Origin of the sequence: Rhodococcus sp. WY5, from assembly GCF_018588185.1 — a bacterium.
Classification (GTDB): Bacteria; Actinomycetota; Actinomycetes; order Mycobacteriales; family Mycobacteriaceae; genus Rhodococcus_F; species Rhodococcus_F qingshengii.
Map to the genome: position 1 here is coordinate 26,816 of NZ_JAAMPR010000003.1, position 15,380 is coordinate 42,195.

At 67.6% G+C, this 15,380-nt stretch carries 13 protein-coding genes and 2 pseudogenes; 10 read left to right on the forward strand and 5 right to left on the reverse strand.

The annotated features are described in order from the left end of the window. Positions 1–131: 131 nt before the first annotated feature. The 3 genes and pseudogenes from pcaC to G4D79_RS30670 form a co-directional block, all read right to left on the reverse strand. Positions 132–704, reverse strand: a pseudogene (pcaC, locus tag G4D79_RS30660) (4-carboxymuconolactone decarboxylase); the annotation flags it as partial. 237 nt (positions 705–941) lie between these two features. Further along, positions 942–1,196: a site-specific integrase gene (locus tag G4D79_RS30665; RefSeq protein ID WP_238704783.1), complete on the reverse strand. Its 255-nt coding sequence runs from the start codon at positions 1,194–1,196 to the stop codon at positions 942–944. 218 nt (positions 1,197–1,414) lie between these two features. Next, positions 1,415–2,363: pseudogene (locus tag G4D79_RS30670) on the reverse strand (IS256 family transposase); the annotation flags it as partial. Positions 2,364–2,617: 254 nt separating this feature from the next. Here G4D79_RS30670 and G4D79_RS30675 point away from each other — a divergent pair. The 10 genes from G4D79_RS30675 (at position 2,618) to G4D79_RS30720 (ending at position 12,949) form a co-directional block, all read left to right on the forward strand. Continuing rightward, positions 2,618–3,304: an HD domain-containing protein gene (locus G4D79_RS30675; RefSeq protein WP_238704782.1), complete on the forward strand. Its 687-nt coding sequence runs from the start codon at positions 2,618–2,620 to the stop codon at positions 3,302–3,304. A 3-nt stretch (positions 3,305–3,307) separates the two neighbouring features. Then, positions 3,308–4,114 (forward strand): IclR family transcriptional regulator, encoded by an 807-nt coding sequence (locus G4D79_RS30680; RefSeq protein ID WP_118605656.1) that lies wholly within the window; start codon positions 3,308–3,310, stop codon positions 4,112–4,114. An 81-nt stretch (positions 4,115–4,195) separates the two neighbouring features. Beyond that, on the forward strand, positions 4,196–5,473 hold the full coding sequence (locus G4D79_RS30685) for a cytochrome P450 (protein WP_238704781.1): 1,278 nt from the start codon (positions 4,196–4,198) through the stop codon (positions 5,471–5,473). Further along, positions 5,470–6,600, forward strand: a complete 1,131-nt coding sequence (locus G4D79_RS30690; RefSeq protein ID WP_118605650.1) for a PEP/pyruvate-binding domain-containing protein — start codon at positions 5,470–5,472, stop codon at positions 6,598–6,600. Before G4D79_RS30685 ends, G4D79_RS30690 begins: the two co-directional genes overlap by 4 nt. Continuing rightward, positions 6,600–8,432 carry a PEP-utilizing enzyme gene (locus tag G4D79_RS30695; protein WP_064080110.1) on the forward strand — a complete coding sequence of 611 codons (1,833 nt, stop codon included), beginning with the start codon at positions 6,600–6,602 and terminating at the stop codon, positions 8,430–8,432. The genes G4D79_RS30690 and G4D79_RS30695 overlap by 1 nt, the downstream gene beginning before the upstream one ends. 4 nt (positions 8,433–8,436) lie before the next feature. Next, entirely contained in the window at positions 8,437–9,210 is a 774-nt protein-coding gene (locus G4D79_RS30700) for an SDR family NAD(P)-dependent oxidoreductase (protein WP_181991997.1), read from the forward strand. A gap of 20 nt (positions 9,211–9,230) precedes the next feature. Beyond that, positions 9,231–9,551, forward strand: a complete 321-nt coding sequence (locus tag G4D79_RS30705; protein WP_064080108.1) for a 2Fe-2S iron-sulfur cluster-binding protein — start codon at positions 9,231–9,233, stop codon at positions 9,549–9,551. Position 9,552: 1 nt separating this feature from the next. Beyond that, on the forward strand, positions 9,553–10,830 hold the full coding sequence (locus G4D79_RS30710; protein WP_118605647.1) for an NAD(P)/FAD-dependent oxidoreductase: 1,278 nt from the start codon (positions 9,553–9,555) through the stop codon (positions 10,828–10,830). Beyond that, positions 10,827–11,498 (forward strand): HD domain-containing protein, encoded by a 672-nt coding sequence (locus G4D79_RS30715; protein ID WP_118605644.1) that lies wholly within the window; start codon positions 10,827–10,829, stop codon positions 11,496–11,498. The genes G4D79_RS30710 and G4D79_RS30715 overlap by 4 nt, the downstream gene beginning before the upstream one ends. After that, the gene (locus G4D79_RS30720; RefSeq protein WP_118605641.1) at positions 11,495–12,949 is read left to right on the forward strand and encodes an aldehyde dehydrogenase family protein; all 1,455 of its coding nucleotides are present in this window, start codon (positions 11,495–11,497) and stop codon (positions 12,947–12,949) included. Before G4D79_RS30715 ends, G4D79_RS30720 begins: the two co-directional genes overlap by 4 nt. Before the next feature lie 354 nt (positions 12,950–13,303). Here G4D79_RS30720 and G4D79_RS30725 read toward each other — a convergent pair whose 3' ends face one another. Together G4D79_RS30725 and G4D79_RS30730 are read right to left on the reverse strand one after the other, a co-directional pair. Next, complete coding sequence (locus G4D79_RS30725) at positions 13,304–14,392, reverse strand: 2Fe-2S iron-sulfur cluster binding domain-containing protein (protein WP_118605638.1); 1,089 nt, start codon at positions 14,390–14,392, stop codon at positions 13,304–13,306. Continuing rightward, the gene (locus tag G4D79_RS30730) at positions 14,364–15,380 is read right to left on the reverse strand and encodes an aromatic/alkene monooxygenase hydroxylase subunit beta (protein ID WP_064080097.1); all 1,017 of its coding nucleotides are present in this window, start codon (positions 15,378–15,380) and stop codon (positions 14,364–14,366) included. Before G4D79_RS30730 ends, G4D79_RS30725 begins: the two co-directional genes overlap by 29 nt.

Consider the following 15,380-nt stretch of genomic DNA (forward strand, 5'->3'; position numbering starts at 1 on the left):
GGCACCCGCGCCGACGCGGATCCCTTCGAACGCAAGCGGGCCCACACCGAACTCACCACCATCGCGACCTCGGGTATGGCCGGAAGTATCTCGCGGAAAGCTACACCGTTGACCGCACTCGTGAATCGGGCTCACTCGGTCAAGTCCCTCAAGGCCTGTTTGCCGAGGGCGAATGCGCGGTTGCTGTTGGGCACCCCCGCGTAGACTGCGGTGTGGAGGAAGACCTCGACGAGTTCGTCGGGGTTCATCCCGGCGCGCAACGCGGCGCGGATGTGCATGTCGAGTTCGTGCTCGTTGCCGACGGCGGTCAGGATCGCCAGCGTGAGCAGCCGGCGCGTGTGGTGGTCGAGACCGGGTCGTGCCCAGATGTCGCCCCACGCGGTGCGGGTGATGAAGTCCTGGAACGGCTTTGTGAACTCCGTGGCCTGCGACATCGCATGGTCGACGTGCGCGTCGCCGAGCACCGACCGGCGTATGCGCATACCGACCTCGACCGCCGCGTCCCGGTACGCATCTACCGGTGCCGCGCGGATGATGTGTTCACGGATCAGCGCGGTCACCCGTCCGGCCTGCTCGACGCTGACCAGATGAGCGCCCGGATCGAGGATGTGGAAGTCGGCGCCGGCGATTCCGTCGGCGAGCTCGCGCATCACCTCGGGCGGTGTCGCGGGGTCCTGAGCGCCCGCGACGACGAGCGTCGGGGCTCACACCCATCCAATATCGCCTGCACCTCGGAGGCGGTCAGCATCCGCGGCAATTCCTTCGACACCTTCGGTGCGATCGCCCGCCACGGTGCCAGGCGCTGCCTTGCTGATGTGATGCAGGAACGTTTCCACCCGCCGCGCCGGCCCCCGGGCTTCCCGTCACCAACAACTCACCCGCCTCCACGCCATGCCTGGCCGCATGCGTGTAGAAGGCGCTGAGCGCCGACAGCTTTCGGTTCACCGTCGATTCGGTGCAGTCTGCTGAAAGGAAGGCAACGCCGTGACCTGGCCCACGGGCAACAGCGGAAGGCGCAGCCACGCGACCAAATCGCCGATGTCTTCCAGCCGGACTTCCTGCCAGTCCACGTCGCGACCGGTCAGGAACGAAACCCAGTCCTTCAAGTCATGGGCATACGCCTTCACGGTGTTCGGCGAGCGCTCGATATCGGTCAGATACGCCAAGTACCGTTCGATCGGTGCAATCGGGGCCATCGTCGTCGTCGCCGCCGTCGCCGTCGCCGTCGCCGTCGCCGAGAACGGTCCACGACTCGAGCGGCACGTCGGGTGACAAGACCCGCTGAACAAGAATCATTCCTCCTGAGGATCTGCGTTACGGACAACGGCAGATAACCAGATCCACCACGCAGATTTCCGACGCTCAACCCCTCGTGATCAACGTGGATGACGGGAACGGGACGACTCCAGATAACGATCGGGTTGTTCGACCAGATCTTCTGCCAATGCGCCTGAGGGAACGTGGTGAACGCGAGGACGTCCGATTTCGCCCGACGCATCATCTCCGTGACCTTCGGGAACGCCCCGGCATCGTGCCGGCGACCGTGTCACACGGCGCGGCGAGCGCCTCGGGCTCAGTGTGCGCGAAGACAGTCTTGACCGCGGCCATCACCGGAGGCACATGCTTGTTGCTGACAGCCGACTGCAGATTCCGCATGAAGTGCAACGGGCACCGCTGCCACGACGACGTGCCCGTGAACTGCTGCGCCACAGCAGCTTTCAACCCCGACTGGGCATCGGAGATCACCAGGTGCACGCCCGAAAGGCCTCAGCCGCGCAGGCCGACGAAGAACTCACACCAGAAGTCGAAGGACTCGCTGTCACCCGCCGCGGTGCCGAGGACCTCGCGGGTACCGTCAGCGAAGACACCGATGGCCACCACCAGCGCCTGCGAGACTAACGTGCGCCCGACCCGCACCTTGCAGTACATCGCGTCCAGGAACGTACGGGAAGGTGGCGTGGGTGAGGTGCGTTCGCGGAACGCGGCGATCTTGACGTCGAGTTGCTGGCAGATCCGCCAGACCTTGGACTTCGATATCGGACGTGGCACCGAGAGCTGCGTCCAGGTCGTCGACGTTGCGGGTCGAGACCCCGTGCACCCACGCTTCCATGACCACCGCGTGCAGGGTCCTGTCGATACGCCGGCGAGCACTCGAGCAGCGACGGGAAGAACGACGCCGGACCTCAGCTTCGGTATCGCCACGTCTTTCGTCGCCGCTGGCGTGGCCACGGTCTCGGGCTGGTCCCGTTCCGGTAGTTCGTCCCGGTGTCGGCGCGTTCGTAGCGGCCCGCGCCAAGCGGGGCTGCAAGCTCGGCGTCGATCAGTTCTTGCAGGCCGGATCGGACGAATTCGGCGAACATGGCACACCGCCCCGGTCGGTGGTCGGTGTCGGCACAATCGTGGTGGGTTATAGCTCCTTGATGTCGGGTCACTGTGGTAGGTAACTCGTCCATCACTACGCGGTGGTCCGCCCCCTGGACTGGCAGTGACACGCTGCCAAGTCTGCTGCTCAGAGCCTCACCGATATCCACCACTTCCGGGGACTCTCCCACCGGACTTTTCCGTTCACCGGAAAGAATTGCTGGACAGACCCACGTGAGCCATGTCTCAATTAGCTGTGATCTCGAATCTGCTGCCCACTTCGAATGCCCTGGGTCGGTCCACGGTCGACAAGCTTCCTCCTGCGAGCGAGGTGAGCGGCCTGGTTCATCTCCGGGAAGAGGACCGGGCAGTCTGGGAACGCGCCGCGCGATTCCTCGACGTCCGAAGCAATGACGGTCACACCATCTATGCCTATGGCCTTGCCCGCGCCCTGGTGGACCTGCATCCGGACGCGGACCCGGGGATCGTGCTGCCGGCGATCCTGCTCCACGACACGGGCTGGTCCCAGGTCCCTCCCGGTGACGTGCTCGAGGCGATCGAGCCGGGTGCCGGGCGTCCTGACGTCGTGATCGCGCACGAGAAGGAGGGAGCGAGGATCGCTACTGCGATCCTGACCGATCTCGGTCTAGAGCAGCACCGGATCTACGAGATCGTGACCATCATCGATGGCCATGACACCCGGCTCACTGCCCTCTCGCTTAATGACGCCTTGGTCAAGGACGCCGACAAGCTGTGGCGACTCACACCTCACGGCGTGGACACGGTCATGAACTGGTTCGGCCTCGACCGAGAGCAGGCTCACCGCCTCATAGGCTCCCGCGTCCACGAGCACCTGTTCACCGACGCGGCCAGGGCGATGGCCCGCGGTCTTGCCGCGCTCGTGTCGATTGACTGCGCCCCCGAGCGCCTCGCGCTGGGATGATCGATGCGTACCAACGAGGCCGGGCGCACCGTTACCTCCCGCGTCCTGGCGATTCTTGAGGCCTTCGAGGCCCACGGCCCGATGCTGACGCTCTCGCAGGTGGCCGAGCACACCCAGATGCCGGTCTCCACCGCCCATCGCCTGATGGCTGAGCTCGAGGAATGGGGCGCGTTGGCGCGCGACGACAACGGCCGCTACCACGTGGGCCTGCGTCTCTGGGGACTCGCCCAGAGCGGCGGGGTCCGCCTGCGCGACAGCGCGAGGCCATTCCTGCAGGACCTCTTCTCCCTCACGCAAGAGACCGCTCACCTCGCCATCCGTGAAGGTAGCGAGGCGCTGTACGTCGATCGCATCTACAGCTCCAAGCGCGTCCCCCGGGCATCACGGATCGGCGGGCGGCTACCGCTGCACGCGACCGCCGTCGGCAAGGTCCTGCTCGCCTACGAGGCACCGTGGTTCCGCGACGCCTACCTCCACGAACACCTGGAGGCACCCACGAAACGCACCCACGTGAATCCTGAGGCGCTCGCCCGAGAACTCACACAGATCGCCGACCAGGGATTCGCGATCGCCCACGAGGAAGTCCGGGTCGGAGCATGCTCGATCGCCGTCCCCGTCCGCGGACGACCGGACGCCACCGAAGCGGCGATCGGCCTGGTTCTCCCTGCGCCACAGTCCAGTAACCTCACCCGCCACCTTCCGGTACTGACGGGCACCGCCACCCGGATCGAGGCGGCAATAGCGCGCTACCCGTTCACGATGACGAGCCAGCTGACCGGGGGCGCAACCACCTCGACTGGATGGAGATGACTTCCGGTGAATGGAAACGGGCCCTTGTGACCGGAGCAACGCGGATCCAGACTGCTTCTATCAACTAAACGGGAGTTGCATGTGACTACAAATCTCTCGGCCCCGCAGGCGGGATGCCCTGTGCCTCACGGAGACACGGCCCACCACGGCTACGAGCCCTTCGACCAGAACGACCCGTTCCCGTCGTACGCCGAGCTCCGGACTGAAGCACCGGTGTTCTTCGACGAGCGGATCGGATACTGGGTCGTCACCCGCTTCGACGACATCAAGGCGGTCTTCGAGGACTGGCAGACGTTCAGCAGCGAGAACGCCCAGGCTCCTGTGCGTGAGCGCGGCGCAGAAGCCACCCGAATCATGACGGAGGGCGGCTTCACGGCGTACTCCGGGCTGTCGGCCAGGGTGCCACCCGACCACACCAGGATCCGCAAGATCGCCTCCAAGGCGTTCACCCCGCGGCGGTACAAGGTTCTCGAGCCCAGCATCCGCGCGCAGGTCGTGAACCTGCTGGAGAACATGCTGGAGCGCCCGGGGCACGAGGGCGACATCGTCGCCGACCTGGCGTACGACGTCCCGACAGTGACGATCCTGACCTTGATCGGTGCGGACACCAGCCAGGTCCCGACCTTCAAACGCTGGTCCGACTCGCGTGCCGCGATGACCTGGGGCGACCTGAGCGACGAGGAGCAGATCCCGCACGCACACAACCTCGTCGAGTACTGGACCGAGTGCCGGCGACTGGTGGCCGAGGCGCACGAGAAGCAACCCGACAGCTTGATTGGCGACCTGGTTCGCGCCCAGGCGGCCGGGGACGAGATCAGCGACCACGAGATCGCCTCGGTGGGGTACAGCCTCCTGTTCGCCGGCCACGAGACCACCACGACGCTCATCTCGAACGCGGTACGAGCCTTGCTCGGCCACCCTGGGCAGTGGCAGCAGCTGGTGGACAACCCGTCGAAGATCCCGGCGGCGGTGGATGAAGTGCTGCGCTACAGCGGCTCGATCACCGCGTGGCGCCGAAAGGCACTGACCGACGCGACGATCGGCGGGGTGCGGATCGCCGCGGGCGACCAGGTCTTGCTGGTGATGGGTTCCGCGAACCGCGACGAGACCAAGTTCGCCGACGGCGAGACGTTCGACATCGACCGTCCGAATGCCCGGGAACACCTGTCATTCGGCTTCGGCATCCACTACTGCCTCGGCAACATGCTCGCAAAGCTCCAAACGAAGATCGCCCTGGAAGAGCTGGTCCGGCTGGCGCCCGACCTCCGGTTGCGCAGCGGTGCGTCGATCACGTTCCGCGAGAACTTGTCCTTCCGGGTTCCACAGGACGTCCCAGTGACATGGGGAGGAGCGGCATGACCACCTACATCCAGTTCTTCGACGAGGGCCTGCCGCCCGAGCACGAACTGCTTGGGGGCAAGTGCGCCTCACTGGTGACGATGACGGCCGCCGGCATGCCGGTCCCTCCCGGATTCGCCGTCACGACAGCGTTATACGACGCCTTCATCACCGAGTCGGGTCTCGGCGAGGTGATCGCAGCGAAGCTCGAGAGCCTCGATCCGAGCGATGTCGCCCAGGTCGATCGCGTCTCCGCGACGATCCGCGAGGAGATCTACTCCCGTCCGGTGCCCGATCATCTGCGCGAGCCCACGATCGCGGCGTACGGCACCCTCCAAGCCCGGTTCGCCGAGCCGGTGCCCGTCGCCGTGCGATCGTCGGCGACGGCGGAGGACCTGCCGGACGCGAGCTTCGCCGGCCAGCAGGACACCTACCTGTGGCTCACGAGCCTGACCGATGTGCTCTCGCACATCCGGGCCTGCTGGGCGTCGCTCTACACCAGCCGCGCGATCATCTACCGGCTCAAGAACGGGATCAGCGAAGAAGGCCTGTCGATGGCCGTGGCCGTGCAGAAAATGGTCAACGCCCGGGTCGCCGGGGTTGCGATGACGATGAACCCGCACAACGGCGACCGTTCCAAGGTGACCATCGACGCCTCCTACGGTGTCGGTGAATCGGTGGTCTCCGGTCACGTCACCCCGGACAACATCCTCATGGACAAAGTGATGCTCAGCGTCGTGCAGGAGCACATCGGCGCAAAGCACATCGAGCTGGTCCCGGACGCGACCGCCGGCCGCCTCACCGAGCGTGAGGTCGAGCCCGAGCGCTGCACCGTCCGCTGTCTCACCGACGACGAACTGAAGGCGGTCGCAACGCTCGCGAAGAGCGCTGAGCGCCACTACGGCACCCCCCAGGACATCGAGTGGGCGCTCGACCGTGACCTGCCCGAGGGTCAGGACCTTCTGCTCCTGCAGGCCCGGCCCGAAACCGTCCACTCGGTCAACAAGCCGGTCGCTGCTGCCGCCGCTGCGCCGAGAACAACCACCGGATTCTCGGGGCTCGGCGGCATCACCGCCGCCCTGCTGGGCGGTGGCTCGTACGCCCCTTCGATCCCTACCCACCACCACCAGAGCAAGGACACCTCGTAATGACCGTTGCTTCAGCCGCTCCGACGGTGAAGTCGTTCCCCAGCCCGTCCTCCCTTCCGGTGCCGGCAGGCGCCGAGGGGTGGGAGACGCTGTACCCGTACTACCTGACCTTCAACAACAACGCGGGCTCCGACGACGAGAAGTTCTGGTTCTGTGACAGCCAGCACTGGCCGACAGCGTTCAAGCCGTTCGAGACCATCGGCGGCGAGTTCGCGGTCAAGTGCCTCGGGCAGTACAACACGCGGCACCTGCTGATCCCGCCGGCCAACGGCATCGAGTTCAAGATCCACCTGGGCTACCTCTACATGAGCCCGGTCCCCGTCCCCGAAGAACAGATTCCCGGACGCGTGCCGGAGTTCGAGCGGCGCGTAGGCCACTACTTCCAGAACTGGGACAGCCTGCTCGTCCTGTGGAAGGAGAAGGTCCTCGCGACGATCCGAGAGATGGAGGCCCTCGAGTTCACCTCGCTGCCGGACATGGTGCCCTTCGACGACATCGTCTCGGGCAAGGCCAAGGACGGCAGCGAGGTCCTCCTGGAGAACTACGACCGGCTGATCCAGCTCTGTTACCAGAACTGGCAGTACCACTTCGAGTTCCTCAACCTCGGCTACCTCGCCTACCTCGACTTCTTCAACTTCGCGAAGGAGGTCTTCCCGGGCATCCCCGACCAGGCCATCGCGAAGATGGTGCAGGGCGTCGACATGGAGCTGTTCCGTCCCGACGACGAGCTCAAGAAGCTGGCAACGCTGGCCGTCGAGCTCGGGCTTCAGTCCGCGTTCGCCGACACCGACGACGTCGACGGCACCCTCAGTGCGGTTAGTGCCCTCCCGGGTGGCGACCAGTGGGTGGCCGCGTACCAGGCGGCCCAGGACCCGTGGTTCAACTTCACCGTCGGCAACGGCTTCTACAGCCACGACAAGTACTGGATCGAGCACCAGGAGATCCCGCTCTCCTACGTCAAGGATTACATCCGCCGCGTGGAGGCCGGCCAAGACATCCTCCGCCCGGTCGACCGGCTCATCGCTGAGCGCGACCGCATCATCGAGGAGTACCGCTCGCTGCTCGACGGCGACACCCTCGCCACCTTCGACGGCAAGCGCGGGCTGGCCGCCACCGCCTACCCGTACGTCGAGAACCACAACTTCTACATCGAGCACTGGACGATGGGTGTGTTCTGGCGCAAGGTCCGCGAGCTCAGCCGCGTGTTCGTCAGCGCCGGTTTCTGGGGCGAGCAGGGCGACCTCCTCTACCTGAACCGCAACGAGGTCCGCGACGCGCTCTTCGATCTGGTCAGCGGCTGGGCGGTCGGTGTGCCGGCCATCGGGCCGACGTATTGGCCTGCCGAGATCGAGCGCCGCCGCAAGATCGTCGACGCGCTGGACTCGCAGCGGCCCGCTCCAGCGCTGAACACCCCGCCGGCGCAGATCACCGAGCCGTTCACCCAGATGCTGTGGGGCATCACGACCGAGCAGGTCCAGCAGTGGCTCGCCGACGACGACGGCGACGACACCGGCGTGAGCGGCATGGCTGCCTCCCCCGGTGTCGCCGAGGGCCCCGCTCGCGTGGTCTTCCACGCCGATCAGCTCAGCGACGTCCAGGACGGCGAGATCCTCGTCGCCACGATCACGGCGCCGAGCTGGGGCCCGATCTTCGGCAAGATCAAAGCCACCGTCACCGACATCGGCGGGATGATGTCGCACGCCGCGATCGTCTGCCGGGAGTACGGCCTGCCGGCCGTCACCGGCACCGGCAACGGCTCGACCACCATCCAGACGGGCCAGCTCATCCGCGTCGACGGCAACACGGGCCGGGTCGAGATCCTTGAGAGCTGACCCCGTGCCCGACACCACCACCACCACCACCACCTCCTCCCGCCGCACCGTGCTCATCACCGGTGCGGCGGGAGGACTAGGACGCGCTTTCGCCCTCGGCTTCGCCGAGCGAGGGTACGACGTCGCCATCGCCGACATCGACCCGGTCGGGGTCGAGGAGACCGCGCGCCTGGTCCGCGAGACCGGCGTCCGTGCCTGGCACGGCCCGGTGGACGTGACGTCCACCGCCTCCACCGAAGCCCTGTGCACGGCGGCCGCCGCATTCGGCGGTGGAACGATCGACGTCGTACTCAACAACGCGGCGATCTACGCCACGGTGACGCGGTCGCCGCTGGAGAAGATCGATCCGGACGAGTGGGACAGGGTCATGGCCGTCAACGCGAAGGGCCCCTGGCTCACGGCGCGCGCGGCCAGTCCGTTCCTCCCCGAGGGTGGCCGCGTCATCAACCTGTCGTCCGCCACGGTCTACTCCGGCTCGGAGCAGTGGGCGCACTACGTGGCATCCAAGGGTGCGGTCATCGCGCTCACCCGGGTGATGGCCAAGGAGTTCGGTCGCCGTGCGATCACGGTCAACGCGATCGCACCGGGCTTCACCCTCACCGAGGCCAGCTACGGACTGATGGACGACGCCGCGTCCTACGGTGTCGACCGCGGTGCGCTGCGCAGGGCGAGCCAGCCGGGCGACGTCGTGGGGGCCGCCCTGTTCCTCGCCGGCCCCGACGCCGCCTACATCTCCGGTCAAACCCTCGTAGTCGACGGCGGCCGACAGTTCATCTGAAAGGACCCAGGAGTAAAGCCATGGCCAAGATCACCCTGACCGACAGCGTCGGCGAGAGCACCGTGCTGGACGCGAACCCCGGCGACTCCGTCATGGAGACCGCCGTGCGCAACGGAGTCACCGGCATCGTGGCGGAATGCGGCGGCTCGCTGTCCTGCGCCACCTGCCACGTGATCGTGGACGAGACCGACTACGCCACCCTTCCCCCGATGGAGGAGATGGAGGACGAGATGCTGTGGGGCACCGCCGTCGACCGCCTCCCGACCTCGAGGCTCTCCTGCCAGATCCGGGTGACGGACGGGATGGACCTGCACGCCGCCCTTCCCGAGACGCAGGTCTGAGATGACCGGCAATCGCCCGAGGAACGGGCTCCTCATCGTCGGCTCCTCCCAGGCCGGGGTGCAGCTCGCGGTCTCGCTGCGCGCGCTGGGCTTCACCGATCCGGTGACGCTGCTCGGCGACGAAAACCACCGGCCCTACCAGCGGCCGGCGCTGTCCAAGGAGTTCCTGCAGGACAAGATCACCAAGGAGTCGCTGATCTTCCGCAGCGAGGACTACTGGCGCGAGCACGACATCGACGTCGTCAAGGGGGAATTCATCGAGAAGGTGCGCACGGACCCGGACGGCTCGGGCACGGCGCACACCGCCGGCGGCCGCACCTTCGCCTTCGACCGTCTCGCCCTCACGGTCGGGGCCCGGGCGCGCCGGCTCGATCTCCCGGGGGCCGGCCTCGACGGCGTGCTCTATCTGCGCAACGCCGACGACGCCCTCGAGCTGAAGGCACGAGCACCGCACGCGCAGCGGGTCGTGGTGATCGGCGGCGGCTTCATCGGCATCGAGGCCGCGGCCAGCCTGCACACCCTCGGCAAGAAGGTCACGCTCGTCGAGTACGCCGACCGGCTCGTGGCTCGCGCCGTCGGCGAGCAGACCTCCGCGTTCCTCGCCGACCACCACCGCAGCCGCGGCATCGACATCCGCCTCGGCACCGGGGTGGAGGCCATCGTCGGCGCCGACGGCCGCGTCACCGGGGTCGACATCGGCACCGAGGTGCTCCCGGCGGACATCGTCCTCGTCGGCATCGGGGTCGTCCCCAACACCGACCTTGCCGAGCAACTCGGGCTCGATGTCGACAACGGCATCGTCGTGGATCGCTACGCCACCGCCTCCGACGGGCACACCCTGGCCGTCGGGGACTGCGCCAACCTCCCCAATCCCGTCCCGGGTGCGCTCGAGGGCGCCCGGGTGCGGTTCGAGAGCGTCAACCATGCCATCGAGCAGGCCAAGGTCGCGGCCTACGCCGCCATGGGACGCCAGTCCGAGTACGCCGGCGTTCCGTGGTTCTGGTCCAACCAGGGCGACCTCAAGCTCCAGATCGCGGGCCTGTCGACCGATCACGACCAGGTCGTCGACCGCAGCCCGGCCGACCCCACCAAGCACTCGGTTCTGTACTACCGCCAGGGACGGCTGATCGCAGCCGACTGCGTCAACGTGCCGCTCGACTTCATGATGGTCAAGCAGGCCCTCGGTGCCCAGGTCGATCTCCCTGCCGATCAGGTCGCTGACCCGACCGTCCCCCTCAAACCGATCCTGACCGCGGCACTCGAAGGAAAGCACGCATGACGACCCATCCGCTCCCGCCCACGCCGATCGCCCCCTCCGGGACGATCGACACTTCACCGATCGCCCTGAGTCCGGCGTCCGGCGCCGAACTCGACCCGATCTGGGCGTCGATCGTGCCGGAGACCCGGGCCCGCTCGAACGACATTCACCTCCCCGTGTCGCTCGCCTTCGCCGAGCGGCTGGTAGCCGCCCACCCCGAAGCGGACGCGCTGCTGGTGCGGGTCGCGATCGTGCTGCACGACGCCGGGTGGGGCCGGGTCGACGAGAGCCGGATCCTCAGCGAAGGCTTCTCCGGCGACTGGCGCAAGGCCGCGATCCGGTTCGAGCACGAGAAGCAGGGATGCGAGATCGCTCGCGAGGTGCTCCCGCCGCTGGGGTACGACGAGGAATTCGTCGAGGAGGTCGTGGCCATCATCGACGGCCACGACACCCGCAAGGAGGCGTACTCCCTCGAAGACGCCCTGGTGCGGGACGCCGACCGGCTGTGGCGCTTCGACCACGTCGGCATCGCGCTCGCCGCGGGCTGGTTCAACATGGACCCGGCCACCTACTGCAGCAGGCTGCGCAGCGAGATCATCCCCGAGCTGCTCACGCAGGCCGCCGTCGAGATGGCCGTGGCCAGTCTCGACCGATCCGAGGCCCTCCTGAAGACCGACGTGATCCGATGACCGTGGCCGTCACCTTCACCCACGTCGACGACCTGTTCCTCGGCGGCAACTGGACACCGTCCGGTTCGCCGGAACGACTACCGGTCGTCGACCCGGCGACCGGCGAGGAGTGGGGCAGCATCCCGCAGGCGTCCGCAGCCGACCTCGATGCCGCTGTCGGCTCCGCCCGCGACGCGTTCGACTCGGGCCCCTGGCCGCGGCTCACCGCCGCCGAGCGCGCCGATCTGCTGCTCCGCATGGCCGACGAGGTCGAGAAGCGGGCGGAGCTGATCTCGGTCACGAACACCCGCGAGAACGGCTCGCCGGTGGCCGAGACGTCCGGTGCCGCGGCGAACGCGGCCGGCATCCTACGCCACGTCGCCGGGCTCGCCGGGGTCCTCGACGGAGAGGATCGCCGGCTGTTCCCCGGCGGCGGGGGCGCGACCGTCGTCCGGCGGGATCCGATCGGTGTCTGCGCCCTCATCGCACCGTGGAACTTTCCGATCAACCTCGTCGTGACCAAGCTGGCCCCTGCGCTTCTGGCGGGCTGCACGGTCGTGATCAAGCCAGCCGAGACGACCCCGCTGTCCATCCGGTACATCGTCGAGGCCGCTGCCGCCGCCGGCATCCCGGCGGGTGTGGTCAACCTCATCACCGGCGACGGACGAGTGGGCGATGCGCTGGTACGGCACCCGGGCATCAACAAGGTGGCCTTCACCGGGTCGACGGGCGTAGGACGCCGGATCGCTGCTGCCTGCGGGGAGCTGCTCCGGCCGGTCACCCTCGAACTGGGCGGCAAGTCGGCCGCGATCGTCCTCGAGGACGCCGACCTCGCCGCCTTCTCCGAGGTCCTGATCAGGTCCTGCATGCGCAACACCGGCCAGACCTGCTACATCTCGACCCGGATCCTGGCGCCGGCTGCGCGCTACGACGAGGTCGTCGAGGCGGTCACCCGCACGGTCCGGGCCGCTCCCCAGGGCGACCCCTTCGACCCGGGCACCGTCTTCGGCCCGATGGCCAACAAGCGACAGTGGGAGGTCGTCTCGGGCTTCCTCGATTCCGCACGCGAGGAGGGCGCCCGCGTCACCACGGGCGGCCACGCGCGCCCAGGAAGTCCCGGGTACTTCATCGAGCCGACCGTGCTGGCCGATGTCACCCCACAGATGAGGGTGGCCCGCGAGGAGATCTTCGGGCCCGTCGTGACCATCCTGCGCTACGACGACGTCGACGAAGCGATCGACATCGCGAACTCGACGCATTTCGGCCTGGGCGGCATCGTTTTCGGCCGCGACACCGACCGCGCTCAGGCGGTCGCCGAGCAGATGGACACCGGGTCCGTCGGGATCAACTTCTTCGCGTCCAACCACGCCGCGCCGTTCGGCGGACGGCACGACTCCGGCCTCGGTGTCGAGTACGGCGTCGAGGGGCTCATGCAGTACGTCACCTACAAATCGATCCACCGACGCGACTGAAGCGCGTTCTCCCCCAATGTGAGTGGGCAATGACGATCCGGCCCCTCCTGCCGTCTCCCGACGGCAGGAGGGGCCGCCCCCTTTCCCACGATCGCCGGCTCGCCGGAGCGACCGGCTCCTGCGACCGCGGCGCCGCCCGGTGATCGACCGGACCCTGTCGATCGGCTCGACGGTCCACCGGGTCCGCCGATCCGGTCCCGACGCCACCCTGTGCACGGATAATTTTGCACGACAACAGATTCCATGCCGTCAACGCTGGCCACGGTCCGGCCCCAGGCCGCTCCCGCGGCACACGCGAAGGGGCCACGACAGCCGAGAGCTGTCGTGGCCCCTTCGCGACAGGGTTCGGGTGGATCAGCCGAACTTGTCCACGTGGATCCGGTCCAGGCCTGCGCCACACTCGCGGAGTACCGCCATCGTCGCGTCGACCATTGGCGGGGGCCCGGCCAGGTAGTAGCGGTGCGCCGGTGTGGCGATCTCACCCAGTGGGGTGGTCGCGAAGCCGCGACAGCCCTCCCAGGTGTCATCGGCCTGCGCGACTACCGGCACGAGCTCCCCTTCGGGCAGTTGCGCGACCGCGGCCGCGAGCTCGTCCAGGCAGACCAGTTCCTCGGGCGTGTTGGCGCCGTACAGAACCGTGACTGGATGGGTACGCCGCTGCTCGGCCATGTGCCGGACCAGTGACAGCACCGGAGCCACGCCGGTACCGCCCGCGATCAGGATCGTGCTCGAATTGTCGTCGCGCAGCCACATGCCACCGAAGGGAATCGCGATCGGCACCGATACCCCGACCTTCAGCGCATGCAGGGCAGAGCTCCCCGGCCGGCCTTCGTAGTGCTTGGCGACGAACGTGATTTCGTCCCCCGGCCCGGCGTCCATCGAGTAGCAGCGCCGCAGATCCGGGCCCAGCTCGAGGATCGCGTACTGCCCCGGACGGAAGTCGGCCGGTGCATCGAGCGCGAAGGTGAACGAGCAGATGCCGGGACCCAGCTCACGCTTGTCCACCAGCTGCGCGACGCGGTCGGTCGTCGGACGCTCCTCGAAGGGACCCAGCCGAGTGACCTTGAGCGTGACGTTGGTGGCGGTGGTGGTCTGACAGGTCAGCTTGCGGCGCCGTCGGTCGTCCCGGGGGTCAATGGCCGGGGCATCGGGGAAGAGCAGCTCGACCTCCCCGGAGATCAGGGTCGCCTTGCACGTCCCGCATGAGCCCCAGCCGCACTCGAAGGGCAGCCAGACGCCCGCGCGGCGACCCGCGGCGAGGATATTCTCGCCTGGCTGGACAACGAACGAATCACCCGACGGCTCGACGGTCACGCGGTAGTGCCCGGGAAGCTCGGCGGCGAACCGGGCACCGCGCGGCGACGCACCCGCCTGGGGGATCACCGGCGACCGCTGCGGCGACGGTGCCGCCGAGTCAGATGGCGGTGCCAACGATGAACTCATCGCGGGTCGCCCCAGCCCTCTTCACGACTGCCACCGGATCAAGCGGGACCGGGGCCTTGCCCAAGACCGGAGCCAGAGCGGCGACCGCCTCGTCGGCGAGGGCAACCCACTTCGAGACCCAGCCCTCGAACACCTCGGACAGCGACGGGTCCCGCTCGAGCGCGTAGCTCGTCAGGGCCTGCGTCCAGTCCCGGCTGCGGGCCGAGTCGCGGGCGAACTCCGCGGCCAGCTCGGCGACGAAGCTGTCGCCGTTCTGTGCTGCGAGGTCGCTCAGACAGTCGTTGAAGAGCGTGTCCATCGTGGGCTTGATGACCACGCAGAGGGCCGTGAAGGCCTCGCCCCAGTCGTAGCTGATCAGAAGGGTCTCGAGTGCCTTGCGCAGCGGCTGCCAGGCGGGGTCGGACTGCCAGATCTCCCGACTCCGTGCGGACTCTGCGATGTGGTCACCGTGGCTGTTGGCGAGCGCCTTGGTCCAGTAGGCGATCCGCTGGATCCGCCGCATCTCGTCAGCGGCCTGGAAATGGGCACAGTTCGTGATGTAGGACGACGGGGCCATCTGGCCGACGTAGAGGCTCACCATCTGCAGCACGTGGATCGGGAACCGCAGCGGAACGAAGACGTCCTCGAGGGTGGCGACCCACGCCGGGTCCAAGCCGGCGACAAGGCCACTGGTCTCCGATCGGTCCACCAGCGCGTCGACGTAGAGCTCGCGCTCGTGCTGCATCGCGACGTAGTCGCGGTAGGTGAGCTTGTAGGGGTCACGGAACGCCTCCCAGTCGTCGACCTGGAGCGGCGAGCCTTCACGGTTATTCAGGTACCAGGTGTTGATCGGTGTCGTCGGGTCGAGCTCGAAGGGAGCCGGCTCGCGACGGAAGTGGTAGTGGAACTTGCCGGTGACGACCTCGTACGGCGTGGGCTTGCGCTTCACTTCGCCGAACTGGCTCCAGGTGCGCGGCTTGGGGCGGCTAGCAGGGGTGTTGGTGGTCAT

Coding starts and splice junctions, on each gene's coding strand:
- G4D79_RS30710 (WP_118605647.1), top strand. CDS start 9,553: ATGACCGGCAATCGCCCGAGGAACGGGCTCCTCATCGTCGGCTCCTCC.
- G4D79_RS30680 (WP_118605656.1), top strand. CDS start 3,308: ATGCGTACCAACGAGGCCGGGCGCACCGTTACCTCCCGCGTCCTGGCG.
- G4D79_RS30715 (WP_118605644.1), top strand. CDS start 10,827: ATGACGACCCATCCGCTCCCGCCCACGCCGATCGCCCCCTCCGGGACG.
- G4D79_RS30665 (WP_238704783.1), bottom strand. CDS start 1,196: ATGGCCCCGATTGCACCGATCGAACGGTACTTGGCGTATCTGACCGAT.
- G4D79_RS30695 (WP_064080110.1), top strand. CDS start 6,600: ATGACCGTTGCTTCAGCCGCTCCGACGGTGAAGTCGTTCCCCAGCCCG.
- G4D79_RS30725 (WP_118605638.1), bottom strand. CDS start 14,392: ATGAGTTCATCGTTGGCACCGCCATCTGACTCGGCGGCACCGTCGCCG.
- G4D79_RS30705 (WP_064080108.1), top strand. CDS start 9,231: ATGGCCAAGATCACCCTGACCGACAGCGTCGGCGAGAGCACCGTGCTG.
- G4D79_RS30730 (WP_064080097.1), bottom strand. CDS start 15,380: ATGACCACCAACACCCCTGCTAGCCGCCCCAAGCCGCGCACCTGGAGC.
- G4D79_RS30720 (WP_118605641.1), top strand. CDS start 11,495: ATGACCGTGGCCGTCACCTTCACCCACGTCGACGACCTGTTCCTCGGC.
- G4D79_RS30690 (WP_118605650.1), top strand. CDS start 5,470: ATGACCACCTACATCCAGTTCTTCGACGAGGGCCTGCCGCCCGAGCAC.